We start from the raw sequence: 14406 nt of genomic DNA on the forward strand, positions 1-14406 counted from the left end.
TTCCAGATGGCGGCGAAATCCGTTGAACCGGGCCGTACCCCGCTGCCGCGGGGGATCTCGGCTCCGGCCCGCCGGGCCCTCGCACACGCCGGAGTCGAGTCACTCGAACAGGTGGCGGCACGCGGCGGGCGGGGACTTGCCCGAATGCACGGCATCTGTCCGCGGACCCTGGCCCAGCTCCAGGATGCCCTCGACGATCAAGGGCTGGAGCTGACCGCCGGATAACCCTCCGCGGCCCCGGGCAGCACACCGGACGCCGGCCGCCGCAGCGGCCCGCGGACGGGCCCGGGCCGTTATAGGCTGAAGTACATGACTGAATACCGCCGCGTGGGAAATTCCGGACTGACCGTCTCCGTCGTTGGACTTGGCTGCAATAACCTTGGCCGGGCCAATACGGCGACCGAGTCGCAGGACGGGACCGACGCCGTGGTGCATGCGGCGCTGGACTCCGGCATAACCTTCTTCGACGTCGCGGACACCTACGGCCGGGAACCGGGACTGAGCGAAACCATGCTGGGCAAGGCCCTGAACGGCCGCCGCGACGAGGCAGTGGTCGCCACGAAGTTCGGGATGGACATGGGCGGTGCCAACGGCAATGACTTTGGTGCCCGTGGCTCCCGCCGGTACATCATTAAGGCTGCGGAGGCCTCGCTCCGCCGGCTCGGGACGGACTGGATCGACCTTTACCAGTTCCACACACCCGACCCGCTGACCCCGATCGAGGAGACCCTCGATGCCCTCGATGAGCTCGTCAGCAGCGGCAAGGTCCGCTACATCGGCCACTCCAACCGTGCCGGCTGGCAGATCGCCGAAGCCGAATTCGTGGCCCGTGCCCGCGGTGGAGCCCGGTTTATCTCCAGCCAGAACCACTACAACCTGCTTGACCGCCGCGCTGAGCTTGAGGTCACTCCGGCCGCGGACGCCTACGGCTTGGGCGTGCTGCCGTACTTCCCGCTGGCCAACGGCCTGCTGACCGGCAAATACGCCAGGGACACCGCACCTGAGGGTTCGCGCCTCAGCCACACCCGCACGAACCTGGTCCACGACGCCGACTGGGAACAGTTGGCGGCCCTGGGCGCCTTCGCAGCCGAGCGGGGCCTGAACGAGATCCAGGTGGCGTTCTCCTGGCTTGCGGCCCAGCGCTCGGTGAGCAGTGTTATCGCCGGAGCCACCCGGCCGGAGCAGGTCCGGCAAAACGCCGCCGCCGTGGCCTGGATCCCCACCGCCGCGGAACGTGACGAACTCAACGACCTCTTCCCGCGAACGCCGAAAGTCGCGCTTTTCTAGATGGCCTCGCTGTCGCCCGGGAAACCGCTGCGCGTGCCCGCACGGCGTTGCGGGTTACTCACGACGCCGGCTAGGCAGCGGCCACTGCGCACCTTATCTGATCGCCCAGCGACCTGAACGCCCAGCGACCTTAACGCGCAGCGGCGGCGGGCTTCAGGAACTCTGATGCCCGCCGCCGGGAGTGCCGCCGGCATGCGGGGTGTTAGGTCACTTCGACCGTCCGGCCGCTCCGGGCGTTAGGCCGGCTCGGACGCCACACCCGGCGCCAGGAACTTCCGGCCGGTGACACGCTCCGAGGCGCCGACCCGGTCCAGGTACGGGGTGATGCCGCCAAGGAACATCGGCCAGCCGGCACCGAGGATCATACAAAGGTCGATGTCCTCCGGACCGGCGACGACACCCTCGTCCAGCATCAGTCCGATTTCCTCGGCGAGGGCGTCCTGAGTGCGGCGCAGCACCTCCCCGGCGGTGGACGGCGAATCCCCAAAGGACATCAGGGCCTGGGTCTCGGCCGGAATGGTCGGCGTACCGGCCGTCACCGAGGCCGGGTCCCAGATGGACCGGACCCCGTGATCGATCAGGTTCTGCAGGTTCTGCGAGACGGTGAACCGGCCGGGGAACGCAGCGTGCAGGGACTCCTGGACGTGCTGCGCGACCGGCAGGCCCACCATGGCCCCGAGAACGAAAGGTGTCATCGGCAGGCCCATCGGGCGCAGCGCATTATCCGCCACCCCGGCGGGGGTACCCTCGTCGAAGGCGGCCGTCACTTCTCCCATCAGGCGCAGCAGGATGCGGTTGACCACAAAAGCGGGGGCGTCCTTGACAAGTACTGCGGACTTCTTCAGGCCCTTAGCCAGTTCGAACGCGGTAGCCAGTACGGCGTCGTCGGTCTTTGGGGCCCGGACAATCTCCAGCAAAGGCATCACTGCCACCGGGTTGAAGAAATGGAAGCCGATGAGCCGCTCCGGATGCTCCAGGTCCTCAGCCATGGCGGTGACGGACAGCGAGGAGGTGTTGGTCGCCAGGATGCACTCGGGCGAAATGATCGCCTCAAGTTCCTTGAAGACCTGTTTCTTGACGTTGAGTTCCTCGAAGACGGCCTCGATGACGAAGTCGGCGTCGGCGAAGGTTTCCTTCGAAACCGCGCCGCTGACCAGGGCCTTGGTCCGGTTGGCGGCATCCGCGCTGATCCGCTTTTTTGCCAGCAGCTTATCCACCTCCGCGTGCACGTAACCCACACCCTTGTCCACCCGGGCCTGGTCAATGTCCGTCATCACCACCGGCACCTTGAGCTGGCGGGCAAAGAGCAGCGCGAGCTGGCTGGCCATCAGGCCGGCCCCTACGACGCCGATTTTTGTGACCGGACGGGCGAGTTTGCGGTCCGGGGCGCCGGCGGGGCGCTTGGCTCGGCGCTGCACCAGATCCAGGAAGGCGTAGACAGTGGAACGGAACTCGTCGGTCTGCATAAGGTCCGCTAGGGTCCGGCACTCGAGCTCCGCCGACTCAGCCTGGGTCATGGTGCGGTTTGCTTCCAGCACGTCCAGCACCTTGGCCGGGGCCGGGGAGGCGTTCGACGTCTTGGTTTCGACAAAGGCGCGGCCCGCGGCGACGGCGCCGGCCCAGCGATCGGCCACCTCCGGCGCGGCGGGGTCGACGGCATTGGCGCGTTCGGGCGTGAGGGCACCCGCGATAACCCGCGCAGCCCAGGCGACTGACTGCTCGACAAAGTCGGCGGGCTCGAAGATGGCGTCCGCTACGCCGAGTTTGTAGGCCTGCGGTCCGGTCAGGGTGCGGTTGTTGCTCAGCGGGTTCTCGATCATCACCTTAACGGCGTTCTCCGGGCCGATCAGCCGCGGCAGGATGTAGACGCCGCCCCAACCCGGGATCAGGCCAATGAACGCCTCCGGCAGTGCCAGCGCACCGGCGCCGGTGGAGACGGTGCGGTAGGTGGACTGCAGGGCGATCTCCAGCCCGCCGCCGAGGGCCAGTCCGTTGATGAAGGCGAAGCTGGGAACCCCGAGGTTTGCCAGCGTGGCGTAGACATCGTGGCCGAGTTGGGCCATCCAGAGGCCCTGCTCGCGGCCGCTGACCGATTTGACCGTGGACAAGTCGGCGCCGGCGACCAGGAAGTACGGCTTGCCGGTGACGCCAACGCCGGCGATCTCGCCACGCGCGGCACGGTCCCGCAGCCCCTCCAGGGCGGTGCCGAGCTCGATCAGCGTGTTCGGGCCCAAGGTAGTGGGTTTGGAGTGGTCCAGGCCGTTGTCGAGCGTGAGCAGCGCGAAGGTGCCGGGGCTCTTGCCGTTGACAGCCGGCAGCGCGATGTCCTGGACGTAGGAGTGCGTTACCGTCTCGTTCGGGAACAGCTCGGCAAGCTTATGGAAATCGGCGGCGCTCATGCTGCGGCTCCAGTCGTGGTGGTGGTGTAGTCGGTGCCGTAATCGGCGTGGTGCGGGTTTTCCCAGATGACGGTGGCCCCCATGCCCAGGCCAATGCACATCGTGGTCATTCCGAAGCGAACGCCCGGGTCCTCGGCAAACTGGCGGGCCAGCTGGTTCATCAGCCGGACGCCGGACGAAGCGAGCGGGTGCCCGACGGCGATCGCACCGCCGTAGCGGTTGACGCGGGGATCGTCGTCGGCGATCCCGAAGTGGTCCAGGAAGCTGAGCACCTGGACGGCGAAGGCCTCGTTGATTTCGAACAGGCCGATGTCCTCGATGCCGAGTCCGGCGTTCTTCAGGGCCTTCTCGGTGGCCGGGACCGGGCCGATGCCCATAACTTCCGGCTCGACGCCGGCGAAGGCGTAGCTGACCAGGCGCATCTTCACCGGCAGGCCAAGTTCCTCGGCCGCCTCGGCGGAGGCCAGCAGTGCGGCGGTGGCGCCGTCGTTGAGGCCTGCTGCATTGCCTGCCGTGACCCGGCCGTGGGCGCGGAAGGGGGTTTTGAGCGTGGCGAGGTCCGCCACGGAGGTGCCCGGGCGCGGCGGCTCATCCACCGTGTTGACGGTCCAGCCCCGGCCCGGCTTTATGGTGGCCACGGGGACCAGGTCCGGCTGGATCTGGTCTTTCGCGTATGCTGCGGCAAGCTTGTCCTGGGAAGCGACGGCGTAGGCGTCGGTGCGTGCCTTGGTAATGGCGGGAAAGCGGTCGTGCAGGTTCTCTGCCGTGTTGCCCATGTTCAGGGCTGCCGGGTCCACAATCCGCTCGGACATAAAGCGCGGGTTGGGATCCGCACCGGCCCCCATCGGGTGGTTGCCCATGTGTTCCACGCCGCCGGCGATCACAACGTCGTAGGCACCGAAGCCGATACCGCTGGCGGTGGTGGTCACGGCCGTCATGGCGCCGGCGCACATCCGGTCAATCGCAAAGCCGGGTACGGTCCGCGGCAGTCCGGCCAGCAGGGCCGCGGTGCGGCCGATTGTCAGTCCCTGGTCACCGGTCTGTGTTGTCGCGGCGATGGCCACTTCGTCGATTCGTTCGGCCGGCAGGGACGGGTTGCGGCGCATCAGCTCGCGGATGCATTTCACTACGAGGTCATCGGCCCGTGTTCCGGCGTAGATGCCCTTCTCGCCGGCCCGGCCGAACGGGGTGCGGACGCCGTCGACGAAGACGACCTCACGGATGGTGCGCGGATTCGGGGTGCTCCGGGTGTGGCTCACGTGTTACTCCTCATCGAGACCTGGGTGCCGGACCCCTGCCCCGCGCGCAAACGCCGAGGACAGCAGGGAACCGGGCGACATCAGACAACATGTTACTTGTCAGTAACATAGCTGGCAAGGAGTAGGTGGCCGGGCCGCATGGAGGCGGGTTGGCAACGGGCCGGGAGGGCGGCTGCCGGGCTTAGCCTGCTTTGTCCGGGGCCGGCACGGTCTTGGCTTCCTTGACCGGCAGTGGCTGCGGGTTGCGGAAGGCTTCGGCGATGAGCGGGGTGACCAGTTCGATCTGCCACCGCCGGGTCCCGAGGTTCGCCAGTTCCTCGGCGATTCCCTCTTCGCTGAACTCCACGGGCGGACGCCAGGAGACACGGCGCAGGTAGTCCGGGGTCAACAGGTTTTCCAAAGGCATGTTCAGTTCTTCGGCCTTGGCCTGCAGCAGCGGGCGGGCGGTGGCGAGCCGGGCGGCGGCCTCCGGGTCCCGGTCGGCCCAGACCCGCGGGGGCGGGGGAGCGTTGGTGGGCAGGTGCAGGGGAGGAAGGTCCTCGAGGGCGCGGGCGGCGGTGATGCAGCGCAGCCAGCGCGGTGCCTCGCGCTGGGCTGCGCGGCCGTGGAAGCCTTTGGTCCCCAGCAGCTGGGGCACGGTGCCGGGCATCGCCTTCGCCGCCGCGACCAGGGCGGAGTCGGGAATCAGCCGGCCGGGGGCGACGTCGCGGTTTTGCGCCAGCGAATCCCGTTCGAGCCATAGCTCGCGCACCGCGGCGAGCTGGCGCCGGTCGCGGATCTGGTGCAGTCCGGACGTTTTCCGCCACGGATCGACCCGGGGTGGTGCCTGGCCGGCGCCCAGGATGGCGGCGAACTCCTGTTCGGCGAAGTCCAGTTTGCCGTCGGCGGTGAGCAGTTCGATAAGCTCCTCGCGCAGTTCGGTAAGAACTTCGACATCCAGTGCCGCGTAGCGGAGCCACGGTTCCGGCAGCGGCCGGGTGGACCAGTCGGCCGCTGAGTGTTCCTTGGCGAGGCCAAAGCCCAGCAGCTGCTCGATCACCGCAGCGAGGCCCACCCGGGGAAGCCCGGCGAGGCGGGCGGCGAGTTCGGTGTCAAAGAGTCTGTCCGGCCACATGCCGAGTTCGGAGAGGCACGGCAGGTCCTGGCTGGCGGCGTGCAGGATCCATTCGACGCCGCGCAGGGCCTCGTTGATGATGCCAAGGTCGCCAAAGGGTTCCGGGTCGATCAGCCAGGTGCCGGAGCCCTCCCGGCGGATCTGCACCAGGAAGGCGCGCTGGCCGTAGCGGAAACCGGAAGCGCGTTCGGCGTCGACTCCGGCAGGGCCATGGCCTGCGGCGAGGGCAGCCGCGCAGCGTTCCAGCCCGGACATGGTTTCAATAACGAGCGGCACACCGTCGCGGGGGGCGTCAAGGTCGATCACCTCGGGAACCAGGCTGTCGAAGCCGTCCACGGCGATGTGGGCTGTGGCGTCAGCGGCCTCGGTCTGATGTTGTACGGTGCCTGCCGTGCTGATTTCCGGAATTTGAGGGGTCATGATGGGTTTAGTTTACCGATAACACGGTGCTGCGGGCCGCGCATCCGCCAAAAGGAGTCGGTGTGCCCGTCCTTGCGGCCGATGTCAGCTTCCAAACCAGGCCCGTCCCCGGCGCCGGCGCGGCAGGGCTGTGACACCGTCGGGCAGCGGCGGCAGGCCGGCGAACGTGCAGACCATGTCGGACCAGGCTTCCAGATGCGAGGTGATGTCCGGGGTGGCCGGAGTCCAGGATGCCCTGAGCTCGATGTCGATCGAATTGGGTCGGCCTTCGAGGGTTCCGAAGCTTTCGGACAGTACCCTGGTCGCGGTGCCGCCGGCCGAGCGGTACGGTGCGGCATGGTCCTGCAGGGCTTCGACGAGCCAGGTCCAGGCAACGGAACCCAGCAGTTCGTCATTGCCCATCTCCGGTTCCAGCTGCGCGCGGATGTAGGTAACGATCCGGAATTCCCCCTCCCAGACCGCGGAGCCGTCGGGATCGTGCAGCAGGATAAAGCGGCCGGTGGCCAGTTCGATGTCCTCGCTCTCGGACGCTCGCGCCAGGGCGGCCGCCGCGGGTCCATGGACTGCGCCGGAAGACGTTGATGCGCCGGGCGCAACAACCTCCGCCCCGAGTGCCACAGCGAACGGTGCCAGCCGCGCCGGGGCCGGGATTTCTTCCAGGCGCAGTTCACCCCGGGTTCGTGCCTGCCGAAGGGTTCCCAGGGCAAAAAGAAAATCTGCCGGAACCTGGTCGAGTGCGTTCACAATGGAAGATTATGCACGGAGTGTGCACAAGCCCTGCAGGCTCGCCGCCGCTGCCCGCTCCGGCTTTGGGCGGGCGAGGGCGGCGGGCGCACTGCCGGGATCAACCGGCGGCGAGCTCGCGCTTGATGGCGGCGATAAAGGAATCAACATCGTCTTCGGTGGTGTCGAAGGAGCACATCCAGCGAACCTCGCCGGCTGCCTCGTTCCAGTCGTAAAAACGGAAGGACGCGCGCAGCCGGTCCGCCACGCCGGGCGGCAGGACCGCAAACACGCCGTTGGACTCCGTCTTCTGGCTTAGCTCGACGCCGGGGATGGATTCGACGCCGGCCCGAAGCCGGGCAGCCATGGCATTGGCGTGCGAGGCGGAGCGCAGCCACAAGTCCCCTTCGAGCAGGGCGATGAACTGCGCGGACATAAACCGCATCTTGGAGGCGAGCTGCATGTTCATCTTGCGCAGGTAGATCAGGCCCTGGGCCGCGGCCGGGTTCAGGGCGATGACGACCTCACCGAAGAGCAAGCCGTTTTTGGTGCCGCCGAAGGAGAGGATGTCGACGCCGGCGTCGCGGGTGAACGCCCGCAGCGGCACATTCAGGTGGGCTGCAGCGTTCGCCAGCCGGGCGCCGTCCATGTGCAGCTTCATGCCCTTGGAGTGGACATGCTCGGCGATCGCCCGCACTTCGTCCGGCGTGTAGCAGGTGCCGAGTTCGGTGGTCTGGGTGATGGACACGGCCAGCGGCTGCGCGCGGTGCTCGTCGCCCCAGCCCCAGGCTTCCTTGTCGATTAGCTCCGGAGTCAGCTTGCCGTCCGCTGTGGGGACCTGGAGCAGTTTGATGCCACCGATCCGCTCAGGGGCGCCGTTCTCATCCATGTTGATGTGTGCGGTGGAGGCACAAACCACGGCCCCCCAGCGAGGCAGCAGGGACTGCAGCGACAGCACGTTGGCGCCGGTGCCGTTGAAGACCGGGAAGCACTCGATCCCTGCGCCGAAGTAGCCCTCCATCAACTGCTGGAGCCGGGCGGTGTAGTCGTCCTCGCCGTAGGAAACCTGGTGGCCCTCGTTGGCGGCGGCCAGGGCCGCCAGTACCTCCGGATGTACGCCGGAATAGTTATCCGAGGCAAAGCCGCGGACGGCGGGATCGTGGAGCCGCACCGCTGTGCTGGCGGGGGCAGTTTCAACTGTGCTTGTCATCGATTTGCTCACTCTTTCAGTCTAAGGAGATCCGGGCCCCGGCACTAAGCCGCAAGGGGTCGGTCAGGGCTGCGGCACCTGCCCAAGCAGTACGCGCCGGCCGTTGAGTTCCGCCGCGGGGGAGGTGAAGAGCCCGACGGCGGCCGCAGCCAGTTCCGTCACGTCGGTGAATCCGGGGAAGGTGCGTTCCGGCGACTTCGCGCGCATGGCGGCATCCACGAGGGCTTTCACCACAAAAATCACCGCCGCGCTTTGCTGTTCAACGGGGACGGCGGCACTGCCGGGACCGGCGGCCCCCGCCTGCCCGCGGTGGAAACCGTCGGCCACGGCCAGGGTCCACGCTTCGGCTGCCGCCTTGGCAGCCACGTAACTGGCACCGCCAGCCGTCGGCCGGCCCACGGCAGTGGAGGACACCATGGCGAAGCGGCCGGCGTCGGACGCCGCAAGATCGTCATAAAACACGCGCGAGACGTTGCGCAGCGTGGTGATTGCGCCGCGTTCCAGGAAGTCCCAGTCCTCGTCGCTCTGGTCGGTGATGCCCTTGGCGCCGCGCCAGCCGCCCACCAGATGAATGACGCCGTCGACGCCCCCGCCTTTTCCGGCCAGCATCGAGTGCACGGTGGAGTGCAGCGACCGGACTGCAGCGAGGTCCGCGAGGTCGCACACCAGTGGCGTGACTGCGCTTCCGGCTTCCGCGGCGGCCGCTTCAATCCGGGCCCGGTCCGAGCCCACGGTGAAGACCGTGTGCCCGGCCCCAGTCAGCGCGCGCGCCGCGGCGATTCCGGACGGGCCGCTGCCGCCGGTGACCACCACGTTCAGGGGCCGTCCGGCGCTCATGCGGCGTTCATGGCCGTGCTGGTATTTGAGGTCTCCGAGGTGCCCGTGATGCCGGCCGTGGATTCGATGACCGGGCGCATTTTCTTCTCAAGTGCCTCGTAGAACATCGAGAGCGGGAACTCGTCGTCGAGGACCTGGTCGGTGAGTCCGCGCGGCGGGCCGGCCAGCGGCAGCGCATCCGGACCTTTGGCCCAGACGGACGACGGGTTGGGTGTGACGGTGCCGGAAATCAGCTCGTACGCGGCCAGCCAGTGCGCCATCTTCGGCCGGTCGATGGAGCGCCAGTAGAGCTCTTCGATCCTGGCGCCGAGTTCAACCACAACGTCGGCGGCCTCGTCCCAGTCGATGCTGAGTTTACTGTCGGTCCAGTGCAGGACGCGGTGCTGGTGCATCCAGGCAAAGAGCAGCTGGCCACCCAGACCGTCGTAGTTGCGCACCCGGCTGCCGGTAATGGCGAAGCGGAAGATCCGGTCGAAGATAACGGCGTACTGGACCAGCTTGGCGTGCCGGCGGGCCTCCGGATCGGCGTCCTCGTCCTTTTCGATTTTCACGGATTCGCGGAAGGCGGTCAGGTCGCAGCGCAATTCCTCGAGGGAGTACAGGAAAAACGGCATCCGCTGCTTGATCATAAAGGGGTCGAAGGGCAGGTCACCGCGCATGTGGGTGCGGTCGTGGATCAGGTCCCACATCACAAAGGTTTCCTGGGTCAGCTCCTGGTCCGTCAGCAGGGCTGCCGCGTCCTCCGGCAGCTGCAGCGAGGTGATGTCCGCGGCGGCGCTGAGCACGCGGCGGAAGCGGGCTGCTTCACGGTCGGCAAAGATGGCGCCCCAGGTGAAGGTAGGAGTCTGGCGGACCGCGACGGTTTCCGGGAACAGCACCGCGGAATTGGTGTTGTAACCGGGGGTGAAATCCAGGAAACGAATCGGCACGAAGAGCTTGTTGGAGTAGTCGCCCTCCTCCAGCCCGGCAATGAACTCGGGCCAGATGACCTCGATCAGGACGGCCTCGACCAGGCGGTTGCTGCTGCCGTTCTGCGTGTACATCGGAAAGACCACAAGGTGCTGCAGGCCGTTGACCCGGTGCTGCTGCGGCTGGAAGGCCTGCAGGGAGTCCAGGAAATCGGGCACGCCAAAGCCGCCGTCGGCCCAGCGGCCGAAGTCGGTCACAAGGAGGGTGAGGTAGTCGGCGTCGTGCGGAAAGGACGGCGCGAGAGCCGTGATGGACGACGAGATCGTCCGGACATATCCGCGGGCCGGTTCGTGGTTGGCGGTCTCCGGCACGGAGCCGTCCTGGACCTGGAGTGCCTGCAGCGCGGTGGCGGCGGCCTTGAGCTCCATCCACGCCGGGGAGTCGGCCGTGATCGGGGCAGTGGTGGTGACAGCAGTGGTAGTCATCGTCAGCTGGCGCCTTTCTGTTTGCTGGGAGCGTCGCTCGTCAGTAGCTGAAACGAGCGTAGCAAGCAAACAGAGGTACTAACGCAAAACAAGCTTGAGCATAAGAAAGTCTGGGGCAAACCGCCCGCAGGACCCCGGCCAGCTCCAGCGGCCGCGGGGCTTCCCGGAGATTCGGGCGGGGCGAACCGGCGAGCACTGCAGAGGACCCCCGGCGGCGCCGCTGCTGCGGTGCCGCCGGGGGTCCTGGTCGCAGCCGTACCCGGTGCGGACTACTGCCCGGCGTCGCCGGCCGAAACCAGCTTCAGGGAAACGGAGTTGATGCAGAAGCGCTGGTCGGTCGGGGTTCCGTACCCCTCGCCCTCAAACACGTGCCCCAGGTGCGAATCGCAGTGGGCGCAGCGGACTTCCACACGCTCCATGCCCTGGGTGCGGTCATGGATATACCGGACGGTGCCGTCCGCCAGCGGGGCCCAGAAGGAGGGCCAGCCGCAGTGCGAATCGAACTTCTCCTTGCTGGTGAAGAGCTCCGTGCCGCAGGCGCGGCACTGGTAAACGCCAGCGGTGTGGGAGTCCCAGTACTCGCCGGTGTACGGGCGCTCGGTCCCTGCCTGGCGGAGCACGCGGTACTCCTCCGGACTCAGTTCCTGGCGCCACTGCTCGTCGGATTTTTCCACCGTCGGGCTGGCGTTGCCGGCATCGGATCCGCCCGCGCTTTCGGCGGCGGGATCCTTGACGGGCGTGACTTTTGGCCTGTTTGTAAAGATGCTCATAGCCTCAGTAACGCTCAGGAGTCCCCGATAAATCCCGATCCGGCATAAAGATGCAGGACCGGAAGACCCAGCTTGTCCTGGGCTTTGGTGGCCCAGTCCGTGTGGAAGGTGTCTGCCACGGCATGCGGACGGGTGATGACAACTGCCTGCCCGGCGCCGAGTTCCTTGACCCGGGCGACCATTCCGTCGACGGCTTTGCCCTCAACGATTTCGCCGGTCACGCCGCTGCCGAGTCCTGCCAGCGCTGCGAGCGAGGCGGCCAGGGTTTCCGCGGCTTCGGCGCGTTCCCCCGCAGGGTCGGAGTGTGCCGTCAGTTCACGGAAGGCCTTGGAAATTTCCAGCAAGGAGAGATTCTCCAGGAAATCCACCAGCAGGTGCCGCTCCGTGCTGGCCGGAACCAGGACCACCAGCGGGGTATCACCTCCGGCGAGCAGTGTTTCAATGTTGACGCGGTCGTCCGCGCCGAGGGGCTCTTCTGTCAAAATGACGATTGGATCACTCATGCCCCCAGCCTAGTCGCGCACCGGTACGCCCGCACGGTTTGCGGCCAGATGTCCCCGGATGCCGTGCCGGGCGCGGACTTCGGTAAGAATGGTGCCATGGCTTCTTCCCTCCGCCTCCTGCCGGATCCGCACCGGATCCCCGCCGCCCGCGGCCGGGCCACCCGCTCCGCTGCTGCCACCGCAACCGACGCTTCGGCCCAGGGCATTGCTAAATGGGCCCTCGGCGGCATCATTGGCGGCAGTGCAGCGGCCGGGCTGCTGGCTGCCGGATCCTCCGCACTCGCCCTGTATTTCGCCCGCCGCGTGATCACCCCCGCCAAGGTCAAGGACGAGGACCAGGAAATTCTCGCCGTCATCCGGGCCGGACACGGGTTGCAGGTGATCCTCGCCGCGACGCCCGAGTCCACGGTCGAGGGCGTCTATGGATTGTTCTTCGACGGCGGACGCGGACACGCCCGGATCGGCCGGATCGTGTCCTATTCGCCGGCAGAGCGCACCGTGCAGCGGGAAGTCGAGGCTGTCTACAGCGGCGACCTCAGCACGGCCCGCCGCGGCTACTGGAGCGGAGCCGCGTTCCCGGATCCCGCCAGCATCGGCCTGCCCCCGGAAGACGTGGACATCGACGTCGACGGCGGAACAGCGCCGGCCTGGCTGGTCCGGGGCCCGCACGAGTCCGGGATCTGGGCGATCATGGTCCATGGCCGGGGGGCGAGCCGGCAGGAATGCCTCCGGGCCGTCCCGACTGCCCGGGAACTGGGCCTGACCAGCTTGCTGATTTCCTACCGCAATGACGGGCTGGCGCCTTCGGCGAACGACGGACGATACGGTCTGGGCTCCACCGAGTGGCGCGACGTTGAGGCCGCCATCGGCTTTGCCCTCAGCCACGGCGCCCGTGAAGTGGTGCTCTTTGGCTGGTCCATGGGCGGGGCCATCTGCCTCCAGACCGCCGATTTGTCCCGCTACCACCCCCTGATCCGCGCGATGGTGCTCGATGCCCCGGTCATTAACTGGGTGAATGTGTTGGCGCACCATGCAGAACTCAACAGGATTCCCTCTGCGGTCGGCCGCTACGGGCAGCTTATGATGAGCCACAAGCTGGGCCGGCGGCTGACCGGCCTCGCCGCCCCGGTGGACCTGAAGGCGATGGACTGGGTATCCCGTGCGGTGGAACTGCGGACGCCGACGCTGATCATCCACAGCGTCGACGACGAATACGTCCCCTACGGCCCGTCCGCGGCCCTGGCCGAGAAGAACCCGGAGATGGTTACCTTCGAGACCTTCGACCGCGCCCGCCACACCAAGGAATGGAACGTGGATCCGGAGCGCTGGGAGCGGCTGGTCACGGCTTGGCTGGGGCAGCAGATTGCGCCCCGCCCTAACCCTGGCCAGCCGAATCCGGAGCCGGAGCCCCGCCGGGTCGACAGTTGACGGCAATGTTTGCCGACAACATTGCTCTTTTCTGCACCCCCGGCGTGCGGAAGCCGGCTAGTTCCTGCCGGTGCCGATCCGGGCCGTGCGGGCGCCGGTAAGCCGGATCAATTCGGCCGGGCTTAGCTCAAGGTCCAGGCCGCGCCGACCGCCGGAGACAAATATCGTTTCCAGGGCCAGTGCGCTGGCGTCGACCACGGTGGGGGAGGGCTGCCGTTGTCCCAGCGGCGAGATGCCGCCCAAAACGTAGCCGGTGCGGCGTTCGGCCGCCGCGGGGTCCGCCATCGCCGCCTTCTTGCCGCCGAGGGCGGCCGCCATCGCCTTGAGGTCCAGGTTGCCGCTCACCGGCACAACACCGACGGCTAGCCGGCCGTCGACGTCGACCATCAGGGTTTTGAACACGCGTGCGGGATCGACGCCGAGTACCTCCGCGGCTTCCAGCCCGTAGCTGGCGGCGGCCGGGTCATGGCTGTAGGGGTGGACGAGGAAAGGAACCCCGGCAGCCGTTAGCGCGGCGGTCGCCGGGGTTCCCTGTGAAGCTTGCTTGCGTGCCATACGATCCGTGCGTCGGTCAGGGCTGCTGCGGAAGGGCAGCAACTTTGCGTTTGATCCGGCCCAGCATAGCGGTCATCCCGCGCATCCGAAGCGGCGTGATGGCGCGGGTGAGGCCCAGCAGTTCGGGCATGTCGTCCGGGACTGCCAGGATCTCGGCCGGGCTCAGGCCGTCAAGACCCGCATGCAGGACACTCGCAAAGCCGCGGGTGGTTGGGGCTTCGGGGGGAGCTTTGAAAAAGAGTTGTACGCGTTCTGCCGCGCCGCCGTCGGACTGCTCCGTTTCAATGGTCAGATACAGCGGCGACTGGCATTCCACCACCTGCTCCATCAGCTCCGGGTGGTCCTTGAGCCGGTCCGGGAGTTCCGGAAGTTCGCGGGAGAACTCGAGGAGCAGCTGGAGCCGGTCGGGTTCCGTGACGGCCTGGAAGTCGTCAACGATTTCGGCCAGTGCGGTGGGGAGGGCAGGAGTATTCATCTCGTCCAGCTTACGTCTTCCAGCTTCCGCAC

The 14406-nt window shown here is 67.4% G+C and carries 14 protein-coding genes; 3 read left to right on the forward strand and 11 right to left on the reverse strand.

The window, feature by feature from the left end:
- The first annotated feature begins 6 nt into the window (after positions 1-6).
- Positions 7-225, forward strand: coding sequence for a hypothetical protein (locus QI450_RS05340; protein WP_226773218.1), 219 nt, complete (start codon positions 7-9; stop codon positions 223-225).
- A gap of 84 nt (positions 226-309) precedes the next feature.
- The gene (locus QI450_RS05345) at positions 310-1287 is read left to right on the forward strand and encodes an aldo/keto reductase (protein WP_226773217.1); all 978 of its coding nucleotides are present in this window, start codon (positions 310-312) and stop codon (positions 1285-1287) included.
- 236 nt (positions 1288-1523) lie between these two features.
- Here QI450_RS05345 and QI450_RS05350 read toward each other — a convergent pair whose 3' ends face one another.
- The 9 genes from QI450_RS05350 to QI450_RS05390 form a co-directional block, all read right to left on the reverse strand.
- Entirely contained in the window at positions 1524-3686 is a 2163-nt protein-coding gene (locus tag QI450_RS05350; RefSeq protein WP_226773216.1) for a 3-hydroxyacyl-CoA dehydrogenase NAD-binding domain-containing protein, read from the reverse strand.
- Positions 3683-4945 carry an acetyl-CoA C-acyltransferase gene (locus QI450_RS05355; RefSeq protein ID WP_226773215.1) on the reverse strand — a complete coding sequence of 421 codons (1263 nt, stop codon included), beginning with the start codon at positions 4943-4945 and terminating at the stop codon, positions 3683-3685. The genes QI450_RS05350 and QI450_RS05355 overlap by 4 nt, the downstream gene beginning before the upstream one ends.
- A gap of 181 nt (positions 4946-5126) precedes the next feature.
- On the reverse strand, positions 5127-6479 hold the full coding sequence (locus tag QI450_RS05360) for an HRDC domain-containing protein (protein ID WP_282468116.1): 1353 nt from the start codon (positions 6477-6479) through the stop codon (positions 5127-5129).
- Positions 6480-6563: 84 nt separating this feature from the next.
- Positions 6564-7226, reverse strand: coding sequence for a DUF3000 domain-containing protein (locus QI450_RS05365; RefSeq protein ID WP_226773563.1), 663 nt, complete (start codon positions 7224-7226; stop codon positions 6564-6566).
- 97 nt (positions 7227-7323) lie between these two features.
- Positions 7324-8412 carry a low specificity L-threonine aldolase gene (locus tag QI450_RS05370; protein WP_226773542.1) on the reverse strand — a complete coding sequence of 363 codons (1089 nt, stop codon included), beginning with the start codon at positions 8410-8412 and terminating at the stop codon, positions 7324-7326.
- 63 nt (positions 8413-8475) lie between these two features.
- Positions 8476-9249, reverse strand: a complete 774-nt coding sequence (locus QI450_RS05375) for an SDR family oxidoreductase (RefSeq protein WP_226773543.1) — start codon at positions 9247-9249, stop codon at positions 8476-8478.
- Positions 9246-10643 (reverse strand): DUF6421 family protein, encoded by a 1398-nt coding sequence (locus tag QI450_RS05380; protein WP_226773544.1) that lies wholly within the window; start codon positions 10641-10643, stop codon positions 9246-9248. The genes QI450_RS05375 and QI450_RS05380 overlap by 4 nt, the downstream gene beginning before the upstream one ends.
- Before the next feature lie 269 nt (positions 10644-10912).
- Positions 10913-11413, reverse strand: coding sequence for a peptide-methionine (R)-S-oxide reductase MsrB (gene msrB / locus QI450_RS05385; RefSeq protein WP_226773545.1), 501 nt, complete (start codon positions 11411-11413; stop codon positions 10913-10915).
- A 14-nt stretch (positions 11414-11427) separates the two neighbouring features.
- Entirely contained in the window at positions 11428-11916 is a 489-nt protein-coding gene (locus QI450_RS05390) for a hypothetical protein (protein ID WP_226773546.1), read from the reverse strand.
- A gap of 96 nt (positions 11917-12012) precedes the next feature.
- On the opposite strand from QI450_RS05390, the gene QI450_RS05395 reads away from it, so the two are divergent.
- Positions 12013-13344, forward strand: coding sequence for an alpha/beta fold hydrolase (locus tag QI450_RS05395; protein WP_226773547.1), 1332 nt, complete (start codon positions 12013-12015; stop codon positions 13342-13344).
- A gap of 57 nt (positions 13345-13401) precedes the next feature.
- Here QI450_RS05395 and ybaK read toward each other — a convergent pair whose 3' ends face one another.
- Positions 13402-13899, reverse strand: coding sequence for a Cys-tRNA(Pro) deacylase (gene ybaK, locus QI450_RS05400; RefSeq protein WP_226773548.1), 498 nt, complete (start codon positions 13897-13899; stop codon positions 13402-13404).
- Positions 13900-13915: 16 nt separating this feature from the next.
- The gene (locus QI450_RS05405) at positions 13916-14374 is read right to left on the reverse strand and encodes a SufE family protein (protein ID WP_226773549.1); all 459 of its coding nucleotides are present in this window, start codon (positions 14372-14374) and stop codon (positions 13916-13918) included.
- Between the last annotated feature and the right edge of the window lie 32 nt (positions 14375-14406).

The sequence above is a fragment of the Arthrobacter sp. EM1 genome (assembly GCF_029964055.1).
GTDB lineage: Bacteria > Actinomycetota > Actinomycetes > Actinomycetales > Micrococcaceae > Arthrobacter.

Bases quoted from the DNA above. Each gene is read 5' to 3' on its own strand.
- QI450_RS05395 (WP_226773547.1), top strand. From the start codon at position 12,013: ATGGCTTCTTCCCTCCGCCTCCTGCCGGATCCGCACCGGATCCCCGCC.
- QI450_RS05405 (WP_226773549.1), bottom strand. From the start codon at position 14,374: ATGAATACTCCTGCCCTCCCCACCGCACTGGCCGAAATCGTTGACGAC.
- QI450_RS05380 (WP_226773544.1), bottom strand. From the start codon at position 10,643: ATGACTACCACTGCTGTCACCACCACTGCCCCGATCACGGCCGACTCC.
- QI450_RS05370 (WP_226773542.1), bottom strand. From the start codon at position 8,412: ATGACAAGCACAGTTGAAACTGCCCCCGCCAGCACAGCGGTGCGGCTC.
- QI450_RS05345 (WP_226773217.1), top strand. From the start codon at position 310: ATGACTGAATACCGCCGCGTGGGAAATTCCGGACTGACCGTCTCCGTC.
- QI450_RS05340 (WP_226773218.1), top strand. From the start codon at position 7: ATGGCGGCGAAATCCGTTGAACCGGGCCGTACCCCGCTGCCGCGGGGG.
- QI450_RS05350 (WP_226773216.1), bottom strand. From the start codon at position 3,686: ATGAGCGCCGCCGATTTCCATAAGCTTGCCGAGCTGTTCCCGAACGAG.
- msrB (WP_226773545.1), bottom strand. From the start codon at position 11,413: ATGAGCATCTTTACAAACAGGCCAAAAGTCACGCCCGTCAAGGATCCC.
- ybaK (WP_226773548.1), bottom strand. From the start codon at position 13,899: ATGGCACGCAAGCAAGCTTCACAGGGAACCCCGGCGACCGCCGCGCTA.
- QI450_RS05360 (WP_282468116.1), bottom strand. From the start codon at position 6,479: ATGACCCCTCAAATTCCGGAAATCAGCACGGCAGGCACCGTACAACAT.
- QI450_RS05375 (WP_226773543.1), bottom strand. From the start codon at position 9,249: ATGAGCGCCGGACGGCCCCTGAACGTGGTGGTCACCGGCGGCAGCGGC.
- QI450_RS05390 (WP_226773546.1), bottom strand. From the start codon at position 11,916: ATGAGTGATCCAATCGTCATTTTGACAGAAGAGCCCCTCGGCGCGGAC.